Below are 13,391 nucleotides of genomic sequence, written 5' to 3' on the forward strand. Positions count from 1 at the left end.
GTACAGTTATACCCCTTGTTTCATTTAAAGGTCAAATTTCACTTCGTCGAGAAGCTTAATTGCCGCTGCATGGTGAGATGCAATGTCATCTAGAGAAAGCGTATCGGCTTTAAAGTCACCCCAAGAGGCTACCAGCTCAGAGCGTTTCACACCTTCTTTAACTGGGTACTCAAAGTTCACCTCGGCATACATTTGCTGTGCCACGTCGTCGGTCAAGAACTCCATCAACTTCTGCGCATTGGCTTTGTTTGGCGCGTATTTGGCCATCGCCATGCCAGAGATGTTAACGTGTGTGCCTTGAGTTTTCTGGTTCGGGAAGTTGATATATACCGAGTCCGCCCACGCTTTTTGCTCAGGATCGTTGATCATTGCGCCAAGGTAGTAGCTGTTGCCGAGAGAAACATCACAAAGACCTTCTTTGATCGCTTTCACTTGACCGCGATCGTTGCCTTGCGGTTTACGCGCTAGGTTCGCTTTCACACCTTCCAGCCATTTTTTGGTTTCCGCTTCACCGTGATGAGCAATCATTGCTGATACCAGAGAAACGTTGTAAGGATGTTTACCGCTGCGAGTACAAATTTTGCCTTTGAATTCTGGTTTCGCCAGATCTTCGTAGTCAAAATCTTCACCCAGCAGACCAACGCGATCGCGTGATGAGTAAACACTGCGCGTACGGGTGGTCAACGCGAACCACTCGTTTTGCTTATCTTGGTACTGTGCTGGGACATTTTTTTCAATAATGTCACTGTTTACAGGCCGAACTAGCCCTTTGTCGGTCAGTTCAGCAAGACGGCTGATGTCTACGGTAAGAATCACATCTGCCGGGCTGTATTCGCCCTCTTGCGCTAGCTTCTCTGCAATACCGGTTTTCGCAAACATCACGTTCACTTTAATGCCCGTCTCTTTGGTGAACTCTTTAAACATAGGTTCAACAAGGAAAGGTTGGCGGTAAGAGTAGACGTTCACTTCTTCAGCAGCCATTGCTGTCGGTGCCAGTGTCGCGCACGCCAGCGCAGACAGAGTAAGCAGTTTTTTCATCAAGAGAGTCCTTTGAGCTAGATTTGAACTAGAATGATAACGTTTATCAGTTGCGTCATTATAAGCATGTCGATTTTTAAAACAACGCTTAAATGACAAAAAACCCGCCAACAAAGGCAGGTTTTTGATAGCTTTATTTGTAAGGATTTGTGTCTTACTTGACGGTCACAAACTCTGGGTAAGCGCCAACACCACAATCGTGCATGTCCATGCCTTCCATCTCTTCCTCTTCGCTAACACGGATACCCATGGTCGCTTTCAAGATGCCCCACACCACTAAGCTTGCACCAAATACCCAAGCAAAGATAACCGCAGCGCCGAGAAGCTGAGCTGAGAAAGTCGCGTCGGCATTGCTTAGCGGAACCACCATCAGACCGAAGAAGCCACACACGCCGTGAACAGAGATAGCGCCCACTGGATCGTCAATCTTCACTTTATCCAGACCAATGATGCTGAACACCACCAGCGCACCCGCTACCGCACCAATCGCCACAGAGTAAACCGGAGATGGAGAAAGAGGATCTGCGGTAATCGCCACTAGACCAGCCAACGCGCCGTTGAGAATCATGGTCAGATCTGCTTTACCCCAAGTGGTTTTACACACGAGCAGTGCTGCGATAGCACCCGCCGCCGCCGCCGCGTTGGTGTTCAGGAAGATTTGACCTACCGCTGTCGCGTTCTCAAAATCCGACAGCATTAATTGTGAGCCGCCGTTGAAACCGAACCAACCAAACCACAAGATGAAGGTACCTAAGGTGGCTAGTGGCATGTTAGAACCCGGAATTGGGTAGATTTCACCGTTTTTGCCATATTTGCCTTTACGCGCACCGAGCAATAACACACCCGCTAGAGCCGCAGACGCACCCGCCATATGCACGATACCAGAGCCCGCAAAGTCACTATAGCCAGCCGCAGACAGGAAGCCGCCGCCCCAAGTCCAGTAACCTTCCATTGGGTAGATGAACGCAGTCAAAATGGCCGAAAACACAAGGAAAGACCACAGTTTCATACGCTCAGCGACAGCACCTGATACCACAGACATGGCAGTGGCAACGAAGACCACTTGGAAGAAGAAATCCGACTCAAGCGAGTGATCCGCCCCTTCGGCTTGACTGCCAATCAGCGCACCAAGCGAAGGTAGCCAACCGCCTTCGCTGTTGTCGACGTACATGATGTTGTAACCAACCACTAAGTAGGTCGTACAGGCGATAGCGTACAAACAGAAGTTTTTGGTTAAAATTTCAGTGGTGTTTTTTGAACGCACCAGACCCGCTTCCAACATGGCGAAACCAGCCGCCATCCACATCACAAGCGCGCCGGAAATGAGGAAGAAAAAGGTATCGAGCGCGTAGCGTAACTCAGTTACGGTTGTTGTTAATTCCATAGTAAGTTCTCCAGTCCTTTGAATCGTTACAGTGCTTCAATATCAGTCTCGCCAGTACGAATACGTACCGCGTGACTTAAGTCGTACACAAAAATTTTGCCGTCACCAATTTTTCCGGTATGCGCCGCTTTGGTGATCGCTTCAATCACTCGGTCCACATTGTCTGCTTGAGTGGCAATCTCAAGTTTTACCTTCGGCAGAAAATCAACCTGATACTCGGCACCACGATACAGCTCGGTATGTCCTTTCTGACGGCCGAATCCTTTCACTTCTGAAACCGTCATCCCTTCAATGCCGACATCCGCCAGCGCTTCACGAACATCATCCAGTTTAAATGGTTTAATAATGGCGTTGATTAGTTTCATTGCATCCTCTCTGAAAACGTCATCCTGTTACATACCAAGTAATCCAAGGTACGTGCCAACTTTTTATCTTATTGTTTTTAAAAAACTTATTAAAAAGTTCGCACTAAAAACAAAATCGATAGCACCAACTTGGTGCATCACGTTCACAAAAATAAAGCATCTACCCAATTTCGGCCTAATTCAGTGCAACCGTTCAACAATAAGCTTATTTACCCTCAATACTTATGACATTATTGTGAAGATAAGAAAAATCCCCAGATTTTCATCTGGGGATTTTTTATGTTTCTAGCATAACCGGACTGTGAATCCGTTAATCTGCCATTGACCGCTTAAAAACGCATGTTGGCCGAGATCCAGAAGTTACGCGACGCGTGTTTCACGTTGTAGTGATCTTCTTTGGTCATGGTGTAACTACCATCACCGTTGTCTTGCCAGTTAGTCACATCGTAGGTGGTAAAGTCTTTGTCAAACAAGTTGTTCACGCGAGCGGAGAGAGTCAAATCATCCGACAGCATCCAACTGCCACCTAAGTGGAAAATCTCGAAATCTTTGTAGTACTGATCCTTACCGCTGTCATCTTGACCACGGTAGCGGTCTGAGTTGGCTTCCATGGTCAGATAGAGCGAAACGTAGTTGGTCGCGTACCAGTTTAAGGTCGTGTTGAGCATGTGCTTAACCGGACTGTCGGTCAACGGCTGGCCTTTTTCCGACCCGCTGGTTACCTCAGAGTCGGTGTAAGTGTAGTTCGCACTCAACGATAAATCGTAAGGCAACACCAATTTTCCGGCCAGTTCGATCCCTTGCACTCTTGCATCACCAACGTTGTCTTTGTAAGTCAACACATAGCGACTATTTAACGCATTCCAACCTGCGGCATCCGCATTGTCGCACGCGCGATTGTTTGGATTGGCGATACAGTTGTATTTGCTTTCGATCTTGTTTTTAAAATCGTTATGGAAGAAGGTCGCGTTAAAGGTATGGCCTTTTTCATGGGTGTAGTACACCGCCACTTCGCTGTTGACCGATTCTTCCGGTTTCAGGTTTTCGTTGCCGACCCACGGGCTGGTACCTTGGCCGCCAAAGCCAGTAATGCCGGAGTATAGATCGGTGGTTTTCGGCGTTTTATACCCCGTTGACACACCACCTTTGACTGTCCAGTTCGGGTTTAAGGTGTACACACCGTACAAACGCGGTGAAACATGGCTACCGAAAGTATCGTGATCGTCATAGCGCACCCCCGCTGTCAGCGTGAATGGCTCAATGATGCGCCAGCTGTCTTCGACAAACAGCGAATATTGCGTTTGCTCTTGCATCGTCCCTGCTTGATAGCCCGTGCCTTGCATACCAAACACGCCATCTTCCATTTCGGAATCAATCCATTGTCCACCGACAACCACAAAGTGATCGCCCAAAGGCAGCTCTAATTTGGCATCTAAAGTGGTGCTTTCGTTACGTAACGTTCGGTTAGGGCGAGGCATTAATTCAGATTCGATCCAGGCCATCACATCATCTTTGCTCGAACTCGCTTTCTTATCCGCCAGCTCTTGACGCTGCTGTAACGAGAGCGGCAGTGAACGGCCTAAGTTTTCTGTTTTGACATGCGATAGCGAGACTTCACTGCGACCAAAATCCCACTTGCCTTTGTGCGTTAAAGACCATTGGTCACGCAGCGTACGCTGAGTCGGTGCATAACCAACACGAGCGTTTGCATAGATGGTTGCAGTACTGTCGGTGGTACCGAATTGTGACTGAGCATTGTCGTATTTCTGACGTGAAGCGTCGTAGTCGAGCAGCAGTTCCTGCTCCTCGTTGATGTACCAAGCTAAACCAAAGCCTGCCGCCCAGTTCTGATTATCGGAGGTTTTGCCACCGCCACCAAAGGTAGTCTCTGGCTTATGGAGATGGCCATCTGGGCCAAGTTCTGGCGCGTAAGTCGGATTCGATTCGGCTTTATCGTAGTAACTGCCGCGTACGGTGAGCGCTAACTTGTCTTCAATCAGTGCACCCGAGGCGTAAAAATCGGTGGTATTGATATCACCCTGTTCTGGGTTTTCTTGGAAGGTACGGCTGGTGGAAATCGAGCCGTGCCACTCTTTGCTCGCACGCTTAGTGATAATGTTGACCACACCGCCCATCGCATCTGCACCGTACAGAGTGGACATTGGGCCACGCACCACTTCGATACGCTCAATCATATCCAGTGGCGGAATGTGTGCCGATTGGAAGCCGACAAAGTTGTTCGGATAAAGATCGCCATTGTTGTTTTGACGTTTGCCATCAATCAGCACTAAGGTATAGTCGGCGCCCATACCACGAATGCTGATGGTGCTCTGGCCGCTTTTGTCTTGGCTTTCACCAACGTCAACCCCTTCGATATTGCGCAGCGCATCAAGCAAATTGGTGTACGGGCGGGCACGGAGATCTTCCTCGGTAATCACCGTTACGCTGGCAGGCGCATCAACCAGTTTTTGTTCAAATCCAGAAGCGGTTACTACCATCACTTCATCGGCTTTGCTTTCTGCTTGGGCAGAAGTAGAAATCGCGCAGAGCGATGCAACGGCCATCGCCAAGTTTGTCTTACGTGTTAACAACATGGTTTTTATTCCTTTCCTAGTCAGTCTCCCTTAGCCTGCCAAAATCAGTGGCGGCCTTGGTTTTGCTGGGAATGGAATTTATATGATAATAATTATCAGTTGTATTTGATTTACAATCTTTACATTACTTTACGGAACTTTTTGCTGCTTGCTGCCAACAAGCAAATTGCAGGCGAACTTGTAAGCCATTCTCACTATGCGCACTTAGGCTGCCCGCCATTTTTTTCACCGCTTGCGCGACAATCGAGAGGCCAAGCCCATAGCCACTCGCTGAGCTTGGGGACTGCTTGACTTGATAAAATGGCGTAAACAACTTGGCCAACTCTTGTTCGCCCACGCCCGGGCCATCGTCGGCGACTTCAATCTCCAACACCTCTTGTTCAACGGAGGTGGACAAACAGATGGTACACGTCTCGCCTGCGTATTTAACGCAATTGGTGAGAAGATTGTTGAGCACACTGCCCAGCAGTACTGGATCTGCTTTGATCCACGCAGCTTGTTGACACAAGGCTAATTCAATCCGTTGCCCGGGCAAAAGATGAGGCTCAAACAGAGCCGCTTGCTCAGTGAGATACGCATTGACGTCCAAAGGCTTGAGCGATACAGAAAATTGGCTGCTCTCTAACTGGCTCAACTCAAGAATTTTTTCAATCATCGAGTTCATCAATTGCGCTTCTTGCTCGACCCGATTGAGCCAGAGTGTGCGCTGCTCTGGCTCTTTGGCACGCTGACAAAGGTGCGTGGCCAACAACTGGCGGGTGAGCGGCGTTTTGAGCTCATGCGACAAGGTACGCACCAACTGGCGCTGCTCCTCCACCAAGGTTTGAATGCGCTCGGCCATACGGTCAAAATCCAGCGCAAGTTCCCGAAATTCGCTCACGCTGTGACCAAGGGTATGCGCAACGCGGGTGTCGGTTTTTTCTTGTGCCAATGCGCGCGTTGCCGACTGCAACTGGGTAAGCGGATTTTGCAGATAGCGAGTCAGCACCCAAGAGATAAAGGCGAGAATAGACACACCGACAATCGCATTCGCTGCCCACAAATAGTAGCTCGCCTTGGCGGCCGGGTGCTGCTGCCAAGGCAGTTGAATCATCAGTTGGTGTTCTTGATCGAGACGAATGCCAATCATAGGGCGAGAAACACGATCGCCCATCGGCTGGTCTAAACGGCGGTAAAAGTGCATTTTTTTCAACACATGCGGATGAACATCTCGGCCACTGACCGGATGAAAATGTTGATCCACCACATACAGTACGTAGCGCTGTTTGGCTTCCCATTGCGCCAGTTGCCCCCACTCTTTACGCGATACCCACTGCGCCGCTTGGTGGGCCAATTCCACGAACTCTTGGTGCTGCTGCTTGGAAAGATTGAGCAAACGCTGATAGAGCAGCATTTCCACGCAGCTAAACGCACTCACTACCAACACCACTCCGAGTGCGAGCGCGACAAACAGCCGCACGGCCAGTTTTTGTGGCAAGCCGAGCCATCGGCGCAGCTTAGCCATGTGAGAGTTCAAATTGATAACCAATGCCACGTACGGTTCGAATGGTATTTTTTGACCAGCCAGCTTGGGCCAATTTGCGGCGGATATTGCTGATATGCATGTCGAGATTGCGATCAAACGGGCACAACTCGCGTTTCAACACTTGGTGTTGCAACTCCGCTTTGGTGATCGCTTGCTGATGATTGCTGGCCAAATAAACCAGCAACTCCTGCTCGGTCTGGGTGAAGGGCAAACGCCCTAGAGTGGTCAGAACATCGCTCACGGCTTCGCTGCCGCTTAAGGTGTTGACATGAGTATGGCGCTGTTTTTCCAAAGCGACCCGGCGCAGGGTCGCTTTAATCAAGCTCAAGAGCTTGGCAATACTAAAGGGTTTGGCAAGGTAGTGATCCGCTCCCGAATCATAGCCTTCAATCTTATCGGCCTCTTCAGCAAAGGCACTGATCATGATGATCGGTGTGGAGAAACGCTGGCAAATACGGCGCGCCGCTTGCAGTCCATTGAGGTTGGGCATCATCACATCCAGCAGCACAAGATCAAAAGGCTCACGGGCGAGCCAGTTGAGCGCCTGCTCGCCATCGTGGGCACAGCTTACCTGATAGCCTTCTTGCTGCAAGACAAAATCAATGAGTTCGCACATGACGGGATCGTCATCGGCAATCAAAATCGTGGGCATAGTTTAAACGGCATAAATGATAACGGTTATCATTTTATCAACAACCTTAGCCGATGCAATACAGAAAACTCATTAATATTATCTATGACTTTATCTTTCTGGCCGTTATTCAGGCGATTTTATCTGCCAGCGCTCAATCGTGACGCCGTTTTTACTCGACCCAAGACGCGAAACGGCATCCACCTGCAAATAGTGCGTAAAATCAGGCAACAGCTCGCGTAATTTTTGGCTCACAGAGCGAGTGGTGACAATCCAGAGATTAGGGTTGAGCGCGATCCAAGCTCTGATTTGCTCCACATCTTGCGCATCCCATTCCAACTCCGATTTTGTCTGCACGCCTTGCACATGCAAACTGTACCCGGCAGCAAAATCAATCAAGGCCTCATCCAGTAGCAGCACACTTTCGATATCTTGCGCCATCAATCGCTGCTGATTGGTCAAAATCAGTTGCTGAACTGCCAACGCTATTTCACGCTGATTGTGGCGGATCTGCGTTTGCCACTTGGGGAAAACACGTTGCAGGTCGTCACTGAGAATGCCGAGCATAGTGACTAAGTTCGCTGGATTGAGCCACACATAAGGAGAGATTTGCTGCTTGTATTGCACCAAGGCCACCGATTGCGCCCTTGGTAACAGCGACTGGGCAGAATCAATCTGGATCACGCCAATATTGTGCTGACGCACCTGCGGGAAGATCGGATCTTGCGGCCACACCGAGCGAATCGTCACCACCGCTTTGGCTTCTGTCGCGGCCTGAGCCACTTTCTCTTGCTCGGCCTCGAACCACGCTTGATGGCGCGATATGCTAAAACGCGGTGACGGCAGGTAACGCACCTCCACATCCGTTTGTTTGAGTAAATCACTCGCCAACCAATAGTTGACCGGCAGTGAGGTGAGCACGGTTTCTTTGGCAAAGGAAGGCGCAGACAAGCTCGCCAAAGCACAACCAAGCAACAAAATTGGCGAGAGAAGGCGCGCCACACGCGCTGGCAATAATCGTTTCATCGTATTATCCATTGGGTCTCATCACGCGCCACAGAGTAGCGAGCACAAAGAAGCAGGAGGAGAGTAAAATAATCGCGGCGCCTGAAGGTAGCGGCCATTGATAGAGAACGGGCAGCAGCGTACCGCCTAAACAGGCTAAGGTCGCTAACAGTGCCGACAGCAGTACAAAGCGGCGGTTATCTCGCGCAATCAGACGTGCCGTCGCACCGGGAATGAGCAGCAACGCACCGACCAGCACAGCGCCAATCACTTTCACCGCAACAATCGTCACTAAGGTGATCATCAGCACAAACAAATAGTCGTAGAAGGCGACACTGTGGCCGCGCACTTTGGCTACATCTGGGCTGAGGCAACAAAGCAAAATGCGGTTGTAGGTAAAAAACAGCACCAGTAATACCGTAAAGCAGACCAAAGCCAGCAACGCGATGTCTTGCTCGGTCACGGTCAAAATCGAGCCAAACAGCACATTTTCCAGCAAGTGGATGTTGATCTTACGCGCCACGTACATCAGCAGCGCCGCTCCGAGCGCCAGCGCGCACGACAAAAACACCCCAACCAAGGTGTCGTATGGGACCTGAGTGCGGCTGCGCACATAATGCAGCATCAAAGCAAAAATCAGACAGAAGCTGAACAAGCCGATCACCGGCGATTGCGGATCTTCCCCGAGCAAAATGCCGATGGCGATGCCAGTGATTGCTGCGTGCCCAACCGCTTCGGAAAAAAACGCCAAGCGTTTGGCAATCACCAAAGTGCCTAAGCCGCCCAGCAACGGGCCTAAAATCACGGCGGCAATCAGCACATTGAGCATAAAAGCGTACTGAAAACTCTCGGCTAACCAGCCCTGTTGCACCGCTTCCATCAGCCAAGCTTGCAGACTGCTCATGCCGCTTTTCCTCTTTCGAACAAGCGCTGTTGCGAGTGGTGTTGAAACAATCGCTCCAACTTATCGACACTCAACACCTGCTGCACATTGCCAGAATCGACCATGGCGCGATTGACCACATGCACCTGACCTGGCGTGTGTTGCAAAATGCGTTTGACGGCGGAAATATCGTGATGCACCGCCAGTAACGTTACTCCCTGCTCAACCAGTTGGGCCATCAACTGCTCTAAATACTGCACCCCTTGTTCATCCATACCGGTGGCGGGTTCATCTAAGATCAACAGCTCAGGCTCGTGCCACAAAGCTTGGGCAAACATCACCCGTTGCAGCTCGCCGCCAGAGAGCTGACCAAGGCGCAAATGGGCACGTTGCTCCATTCCCACCCGAGCGAGCGTTTGATAGGCCAAAGCTTGATGACTGGCGTAGCTAGGCAGCCATTTTTGTAAAAACAGCGGCGCGCGGCTGATGTTCAACAGCATAAAATCGAGCACACTGATTGGCAGGCTGGATTCAAACAGCGCCTTTTGTGGCACATAACCAATACGCTGCTTAGCCTCTGACGGCCAATGCAGGGTGATCTTGCCATCAAACGGAGTTAACCCCATGATCGAGCGCAGCAACGAGGTTTTGCCCCCGCCGTTCGGCCCCATGATGAGGTGGCACTGCCCAGCGCGAAAACGATGATTCATCTCGCTCAACACGGGCTGCTGGCCATAACGCAGCGCCACGCCACACAGTTCAATCTCAGGCCCATGCTTCATGCGGGCTCTCCCGCGGCCAAGCGGCTGGCGTAGCGAATCGCTTCAACTAATGTCGCGGTGTTTTCCGCCATCTCTCGTTGCACCTTGTCGCGCTCAAAAGCGCCGTGAGTCATGTGGGAAAAACGATACAGTTTCACCCCAGTCTCGCGCTCAATGGTTTCGACAAAGCGGTTGGGCATTTCAAGTTCGTAGAAAAGCACGTTAATGCCAGAGCGGCGGATCTTCTCGATCGTCTCTTGCAGTTGGCTGGCGCTGGGCTCGACACCGTGAGCTGGCTCGATCACCGCACTCACTTCAATCCCAAACTCTTGCAGGAAATAGTTGTAGGCGTTGTGCGTGGTGGCCACTTTCAGCGCCTGCACATTGGCATCGCTAAGTTGCTGCATTGCCTGAAACTTCATTTGTCTCATCTGCTTGGCAAACTGGCGCGCGTTGGCAAGATAAAATGCGCCGTTGGCGGAGTCTAACTTCGCCAGCTCTTGCGCGATGGTGTAAACCTTTTGAATCGAGGTTGCGATGCCAACGAAAGTGTGCGGGTTTTTCGCCCCACCGCCGACACTCGCCCCCATTGCCGCAAGCAGTGGCACGTTTTGATTGGCATAAATGACCGCCAAATCGCTACGCTGCGCCGCATCAAGCACTTTGATCGCATAGTCGTCGTGACCAATGCCATTGACGACTATCACGTCCATTTGCTGCAAACGCAGTAGATCCGCAGGCTGCGGTTGATAGTTGTGCGCATTAAAGCCTTCGTCCACCAGCGGCAGAACCTGCGCTTTATCCTGTACTATGGTCGAGACATAGCTGTAATAAGGATGCAAGGTAATGCCGATGGTCAGCTTGTCACTGGCCGTAGCAGTGCCGATGAGTAGCAAGCCGAGACAAAGCATCGCCATTTGGCGCATTAGCGGAAAATATCGCATTGAGTCATCTCTCCTCAGTGAACATGCGGTTGCGGTGACCAGCGTTTCCAGCCGGTCAAGATCCATTGCAAAGGTGCGTGAGTGGCAAAATCAGCGCGATTAGGGGCACTTTCGTCGGGCAGAAACCAGATTTGCACTTGCCGCTCATCGTCATACCAGAGCAGCACATGCCCGGTGCCCTGCGCACGAGTCGATTGGCCGAGATAGCCTTGAGTCAGCCGCTGCCATTGGTGCGCGCCGAGAAACTGCCAACTGGCATCAGTGGCAAAAGGCGCGATCCCTTGCTCGGCAAGCCACTCAACTTCAGGCAGTTGCCCGTGGCTTTGCCAGTAGTCGCGCAGCTCATAGTCGGCCAGTGACAATTCCGTCACGACGCTTTTCTGCTTTTCATTCAAGGCCTCACTGGGCAACTGCCAAGCGGGCGCATTGAGTGAAAGCGCCTGCTCTGCGGGGTAAAAAACACGCAGGGCCAACCAAGCGCAGACTAAGATCAGCGCTATCGCAGCAACAACCCAGCGCGTCTCTTGGTCGCCGCGGTTTGCGCGCACTGGCACACTAATGGCGCTGCTCTGTGGCTTTTCTATCTCAAAGCTCAACGCCATCAACCTCAACCGCAGACTCATGCCCGGGATCAAAGACGATGTAATAATCGCCGCTTGGTAGGGTGAAAATCACTTTTGATCTCTCGTCCGTCTTTTGGCTTTCAAGCAGCACATCATCGTAGCTAAACAGGCGAATGGTTTCGTTGCTAGCGGCGCTGCCATCGCTGTAGCCCGCTTGGCAGTGAACTTCATTGCCTTGCTTGCTGCATTCCATCAGAGGAAAGTGCGCCAACACACTGGCACTGAACATCGCCATAGCGAATGTGAAACCAACACGCATCACTTCAACACCACTTCAAAGGTCAGATGAATGCTAGAGCGCGCTTCATCGGCCATCGCATCATTGCTCAGTGGGCTGGTGTGTCCAGCGATCAGCAGATAGCGACCCGCTTTGCTTGGGGTAAAGCGCACTTTCCCGTCTTGGTCACTGCGCAATATCACCGCTTCCTGCTGGTTACGGTATAAAGTGCCATCTTGGCGAATTTCCGCTTCCACACCCGCTTGCGGCTGGCCATTGAAGAAAAACTGCATCTCGATTGGCTCGCCTTCAATCATGTCTGCCGGGTGAGTTACTGGCACCAGTTCCAGATAGCGATTTTCCAAGGCGAACACTTGTGTTGAGGGCTGATTGACCGTCACATACGCTTCGGTGCGATTAAACATCAGGGTACTTTTGACATTTTGTGCCCCTTCAGGCAACTGCGCGGCGCGGTCAGCTTTACTGGCGCGAATGCGGCGCGCCGTTTCACGTTTGCCGATGGTGTAACTGGTGAAGTACATCGGTTCGCCCGTCAGCGCTAGCTTGTGTGTACCGGCTTCGCTAAAGAAAAAATCAAAGCTGGATTTGCGCTTAAATTTGGCGCTAAAGGCAAAACGCTCGCGCTTGCCAGAGGGGGTGAGCACATAGCCGGAATCCACACTCAGCGGCTTATCAAACACAAACGTGCCATGCGAGGCCGTCGCGTCGGTGGTGATCCAATCGCCCTCTTGTGAAGAGATACTGAACTCGCTCGGCAGCAGCCAGCGCGGATGGGCCGAAGCAGCGCCAGAGGTCAGTGCTGCCAGCAGCAATAAACTGGTCGAAAATTTACGGTTAAACATAATCCTTTCCTATTGATGAATGGTTACCCACGGGGCACTCGCTGCGGGTTAAGGCTGGTAAGAGAGGCGCACTTGGCCCGTTTCATGCGTAGCATCAAGTTGATAATTGACTGGCGCGTGACTTAGGTTCATCGGCTGACGAATCACATCTCGCCCGCCATGTTCGCGCACCACTTCGGCAAAGAAGTGATACTGGCCGTGCGCAAGTTCGTTGCCTTGCTGATCTTTGCCATCCCATTGCAGGCGATATTGCCCTGCAGGTCGAGTGGCCGAAGTGATGGCATCCACCAGTTCACGGTCGTAGCGACCCACTTTTCGCCACCACTGACGCAAGTCTTTTAGCCAAGTATCGTCTTTTTGCCACAGCGCGACGGTGCGCACTGGCTGGCCTTGGTCGTCTTCAATCCATACCGCAACATACGGTCTGGCGTACATGCCGCCCTCGATTTTTGGCAAACTAAATTCAATCTCCAGCGTGCCAAGGTTTTTGGCCTGTAGCGGTGAGCAAAATGCCGCTAGCAGAAGCAACGCGCAGCCTTGCTTGATTAATCCTTTCAT

The 13,391-nt window shown here is 51.3% G+C and carries 14 protein-coding genes; all 14 read right to left on the reverse strand.

Annotation, left to right across the window (positions count from 1 at the left end; genetic code table 11):
- Positions 1 to 24: 24 nt before the first annotated feature.
- The 14 genes from EA26_RS17520 to EA26_RS17585 all read right to left on the reverse strand — a co-directional run bounded on the left by EA26_RS17520 (position 25) and on the right by EA26_RS17585 (position 13,391).
- Positions 25 to 1,038, reverse strand: a complete 1,014-nt coding sequence (locus EA26_RS17520) for a Fe(3+) ABC transporter substrate-binding protein (protein ID WP_039430414.1) — start codon at positions 1,036 to 1,038, stop codon at positions 25 to 27.
- 154 nt (positions 1,039 to 1,192) lie between these two features.
- The gene (locus tag EA26_RS17525; protein WP_039430415.1) at positions 1,193 to 2,422 is read right to left on the reverse strand and encodes an ammonium transporter AmtB; all 1,230 of its coding nucleotides are present in this window, start codon (positions 2,420 to 2,422) and stop codon (positions 1,193 to 1,195) included.
- A gap of 26 nt (positions 2,423 to 2,448) precedes the next feature.
- Complete coding sequence (gene glnK / locus EA26_RS17530; RefSeq protein ID WP_039430416.1) at positions 2,449 to 2,787, reverse strand: P-II family nitrogen regulator; 339 nt, start codon at positions 2,785 to 2,787, stop codon at positions 2,449 to 2,451.
- A 329-nt stretch (positions 2,788 to 3,116) separates the two neighbouring features.
- A complete protein-coding gene (locus tag EA26_RS17535; RefSeq protein ID WP_039430417.1) occupies positions 3,117 to 5,381 on the reverse strand; it encodes a TonB-dependent receptor domain-containing protein in 2,265 nt (754 codons plus the stop codon).
- A 124-nt stretch (positions 5,382 to 5,505) separates the two neighbouring features.
- Positions 5,506 to 6,885: a HAMP domain-containing sensor histidine kinase gene (locus tag EA26_RS17540; protein WP_052079814.1), complete on the reverse strand. Its 1,380-nt coding sequence runs from the start codon at positions 6,883 to 6,885 to the stop codon at positions 5,506 to 5,508.
- Positions 6,878 to 7,558, reverse strand: coding sequence for a response regulator transcription factor (locus EA26_RS17545; protein WP_039430418.1), 681 nt, complete (start codon positions 7,556 to 7,558; stop codon positions 6,878 to 6,880). Before EA26_RS17545 ends, EA26_RS17540 begins: the two co-directional genes overlap by 8 nt.
- A gap of 105 nt (positions 7,559 to 7,663) precedes the next feature.
- Positions 7,664 to 8,563, reverse strand: a complete 900-nt coding sequence (locus EA26_RS17550; protein ID WP_039431649.1) for a metal ABC transporter solute-binding protein, Zn/Mn family — start codon at positions 8,561 to 8,563, stop codon at positions 7,664 to 7,666.
- Between the two features lie 4 nt (positions 8,564 to 8,567).
- Positions 8,568 to 9,446, reverse strand: a complete 879-nt coding sequence (locus tag EA26_RS17555) for a metal ABC transporter permease (protein ID WP_039430419.1) — start codon at positions 9,444 to 9,446, stop codon at positions 8,568 to 8,570.
- On the reverse strand, positions 9,443 to 10,207 hold the full coding sequence (locus EA26_RS17560; protein ID WP_039430420.1) for a metal ABC transporter ATP-binding protein: 765 nt from the start codon (positions 10,205 to 10,207) through the stop codon (positions 9,443 to 9,445). The genes EA26_RS17555 and EA26_RS17560 overlap by 4 nt, the downstream gene beginning before the upstream one ends.
- On the reverse strand, positions 10,204 to 11,130 hold the full coding sequence (locus EA26_RS17565; RefSeq protein ID WP_039430421.1) for a metal ABC transporter solute-binding protein, Zn/Mn family: 927 nt from the start codon (positions 11,128 to 11,130) through the stop codon (positions 10,204 to 10,206). Before EA26_RS17565 ends, EA26_RS17560 begins: the two co-directional genes overlap by 4 nt.
- A 14-nt stretch (positions 11,131 to 11,144) precedes the next feature.
- Entirely contained in the window at positions 11,145 to 11,732 is a 588-nt protein-coding gene (locus tag EA26_RS20135) for a DUF6162 family protein (protein WP_052079816.1), read from the reverse strand.
- Complete coding sequence (locus EA26_RS17575; RefSeq protein WP_039430422.1) at positions 11,716 to 12,012, reverse strand: hypothetical protein; 297 nt, start codon at positions 12,010 to 12,012, stop codon at positions 11,716 to 11,718. Before EA26_RS17575 ends, EA26_RS20135 begins: the two co-directional genes overlap by 17 nt.
- Positions 12,012 to 12,833 (reverse strand): DUF4198 domain-containing protein, encoded by an 822-nt coding sequence (locus EA26_RS17580; RefSeq protein ID WP_039430423.1) that lies wholly within the window; start codon positions 12,831 to 12,833, stop codon positions 12,012 to 12,014. Before EA26_RS17580 ends, EA26_RS17575 begins: the two co-directional genes overlap by 1 nt.
- Positions 12,834 to 12,881: 48 nt before the next feature.
- Positions 12,882 to 13,391: a DUF2271 domain-containing protein gene (locus EA26_RS17585; protein WP_039430424.1), complete on the reverse strand. Its 510-nt coding sequence runs from the start codon at positions 13,389 to 13,391 to the stop codon at positions 12,882 to 12,884.

The organism is Vibrio navarrensis (genome assembly GCF_000764325.1).
In the GTDB taxonomy this organism is placed as follows: domain Bacteria; phylum Pseudomonadota; class Gammaproteobacteria; order Enterobacterales; family Vibrionaceae; genus Vibrio; species Vibrio navarrensis.

Bases quoted from the DNA above. Each gene is read 5' to 3' on its own strand.
- EA26_RS17565 (WP_039430421.1), bottom strand. From the start codon at position 11,130: ATGCGATATTTTCCGCTAATGCGCCAAATGGCGATGCTTTGTCTCGGC.
- EA26_RS20135 (WP_052079816.1), bottom strand. From the start codon at position 11,732: ATGGCGTTGAGCTTTGAGATAGAAAAGCCACAGAGCAGCGCCATTAGT.
- EA26_RS17540 (WP_052079814.1), bottom strand. From the start codon at position 6,885: ATGGCTAAGCTGCGCCGATGGCTCGGCTTGCCACAAAAACTGGCCGTG.
- EA26_RS17520 (WP_039430414.1), bottom strand. From the start codon at position 1,038: ATGAAAAAACTGCTTACTCTGTCTGCGCTGGCGTGCGCGACACTGGCA.
- EA26_RS17545 (WP_039430418.1), bottom strand. From the start codon at position 7,558: ATGCCCACGATTTTGATTGCCGATGACGATCCCGTCATGTGCGAACTC.
- EA26_RS17555 (WP_039430419.1), bottom strand. From the start codon at position 9,446: ATGAGCAGTCTGCAAGCTTGGCTGATGGAAGCGGTGCAACAGGGCTGG.
- EA26_RS17580 (WP_039430423.1), bottom strand. From the start codon at position 12,833: ATGTTTAACCGTAAATTTTCGACCAGTTTATTGCTGCTGGCAGCACTG.
- EA26_RS17525 (WP_039430415.1), bottom strand. From the start codon at position 2,422: ATGGAATTAACAACAACCGTAACTGAGTTACGCTACGCGCTCGATACC.
- EA26_RS17575 (WP_039430422.1), bottom strand. From the start codon at position 12,012: ATGCGTGTTGGTTTCACATTCGCTATGGCGATGTTCAGTGCCAGTGTG.
- EA26_RS17585 (WP_039430424.1), bottom strand. From the start codon at position 13,391: ATGAAAGGATTAATCAAGCAAGGCTGCGCGTTGCTTCTGCTAGCGGCA.
- glnK (WP_039430416.1), bottom strand. From the start codon at position 2,787: ATGAAACTAATCAACGCCATTATTAAACCATTTAAACTGGATGATGTT.
- EA26_RS17550 (WP_039431649.1), bottom strand. From the start codon at position 8,563: ATGAAACGATTATTGCCAGCGCGTGTGGCGCGCCTTCTCTCGCCAATT.
- EA26_RS17535 (WP_039430417.1), bottom strand. From the start codon at position 5,381: ATGTTGTTAACACGTAAGACAAACTTGGCGATGGCCGTTGCATCGCTC.
- EA26_RS17560 (WP_039430420.1), bottom strand. From the start codon at position 10,207: ATGAAGCATGGGCCTGAGATTGAACTGTGTGGCGTGGCGCTGCGTTAT.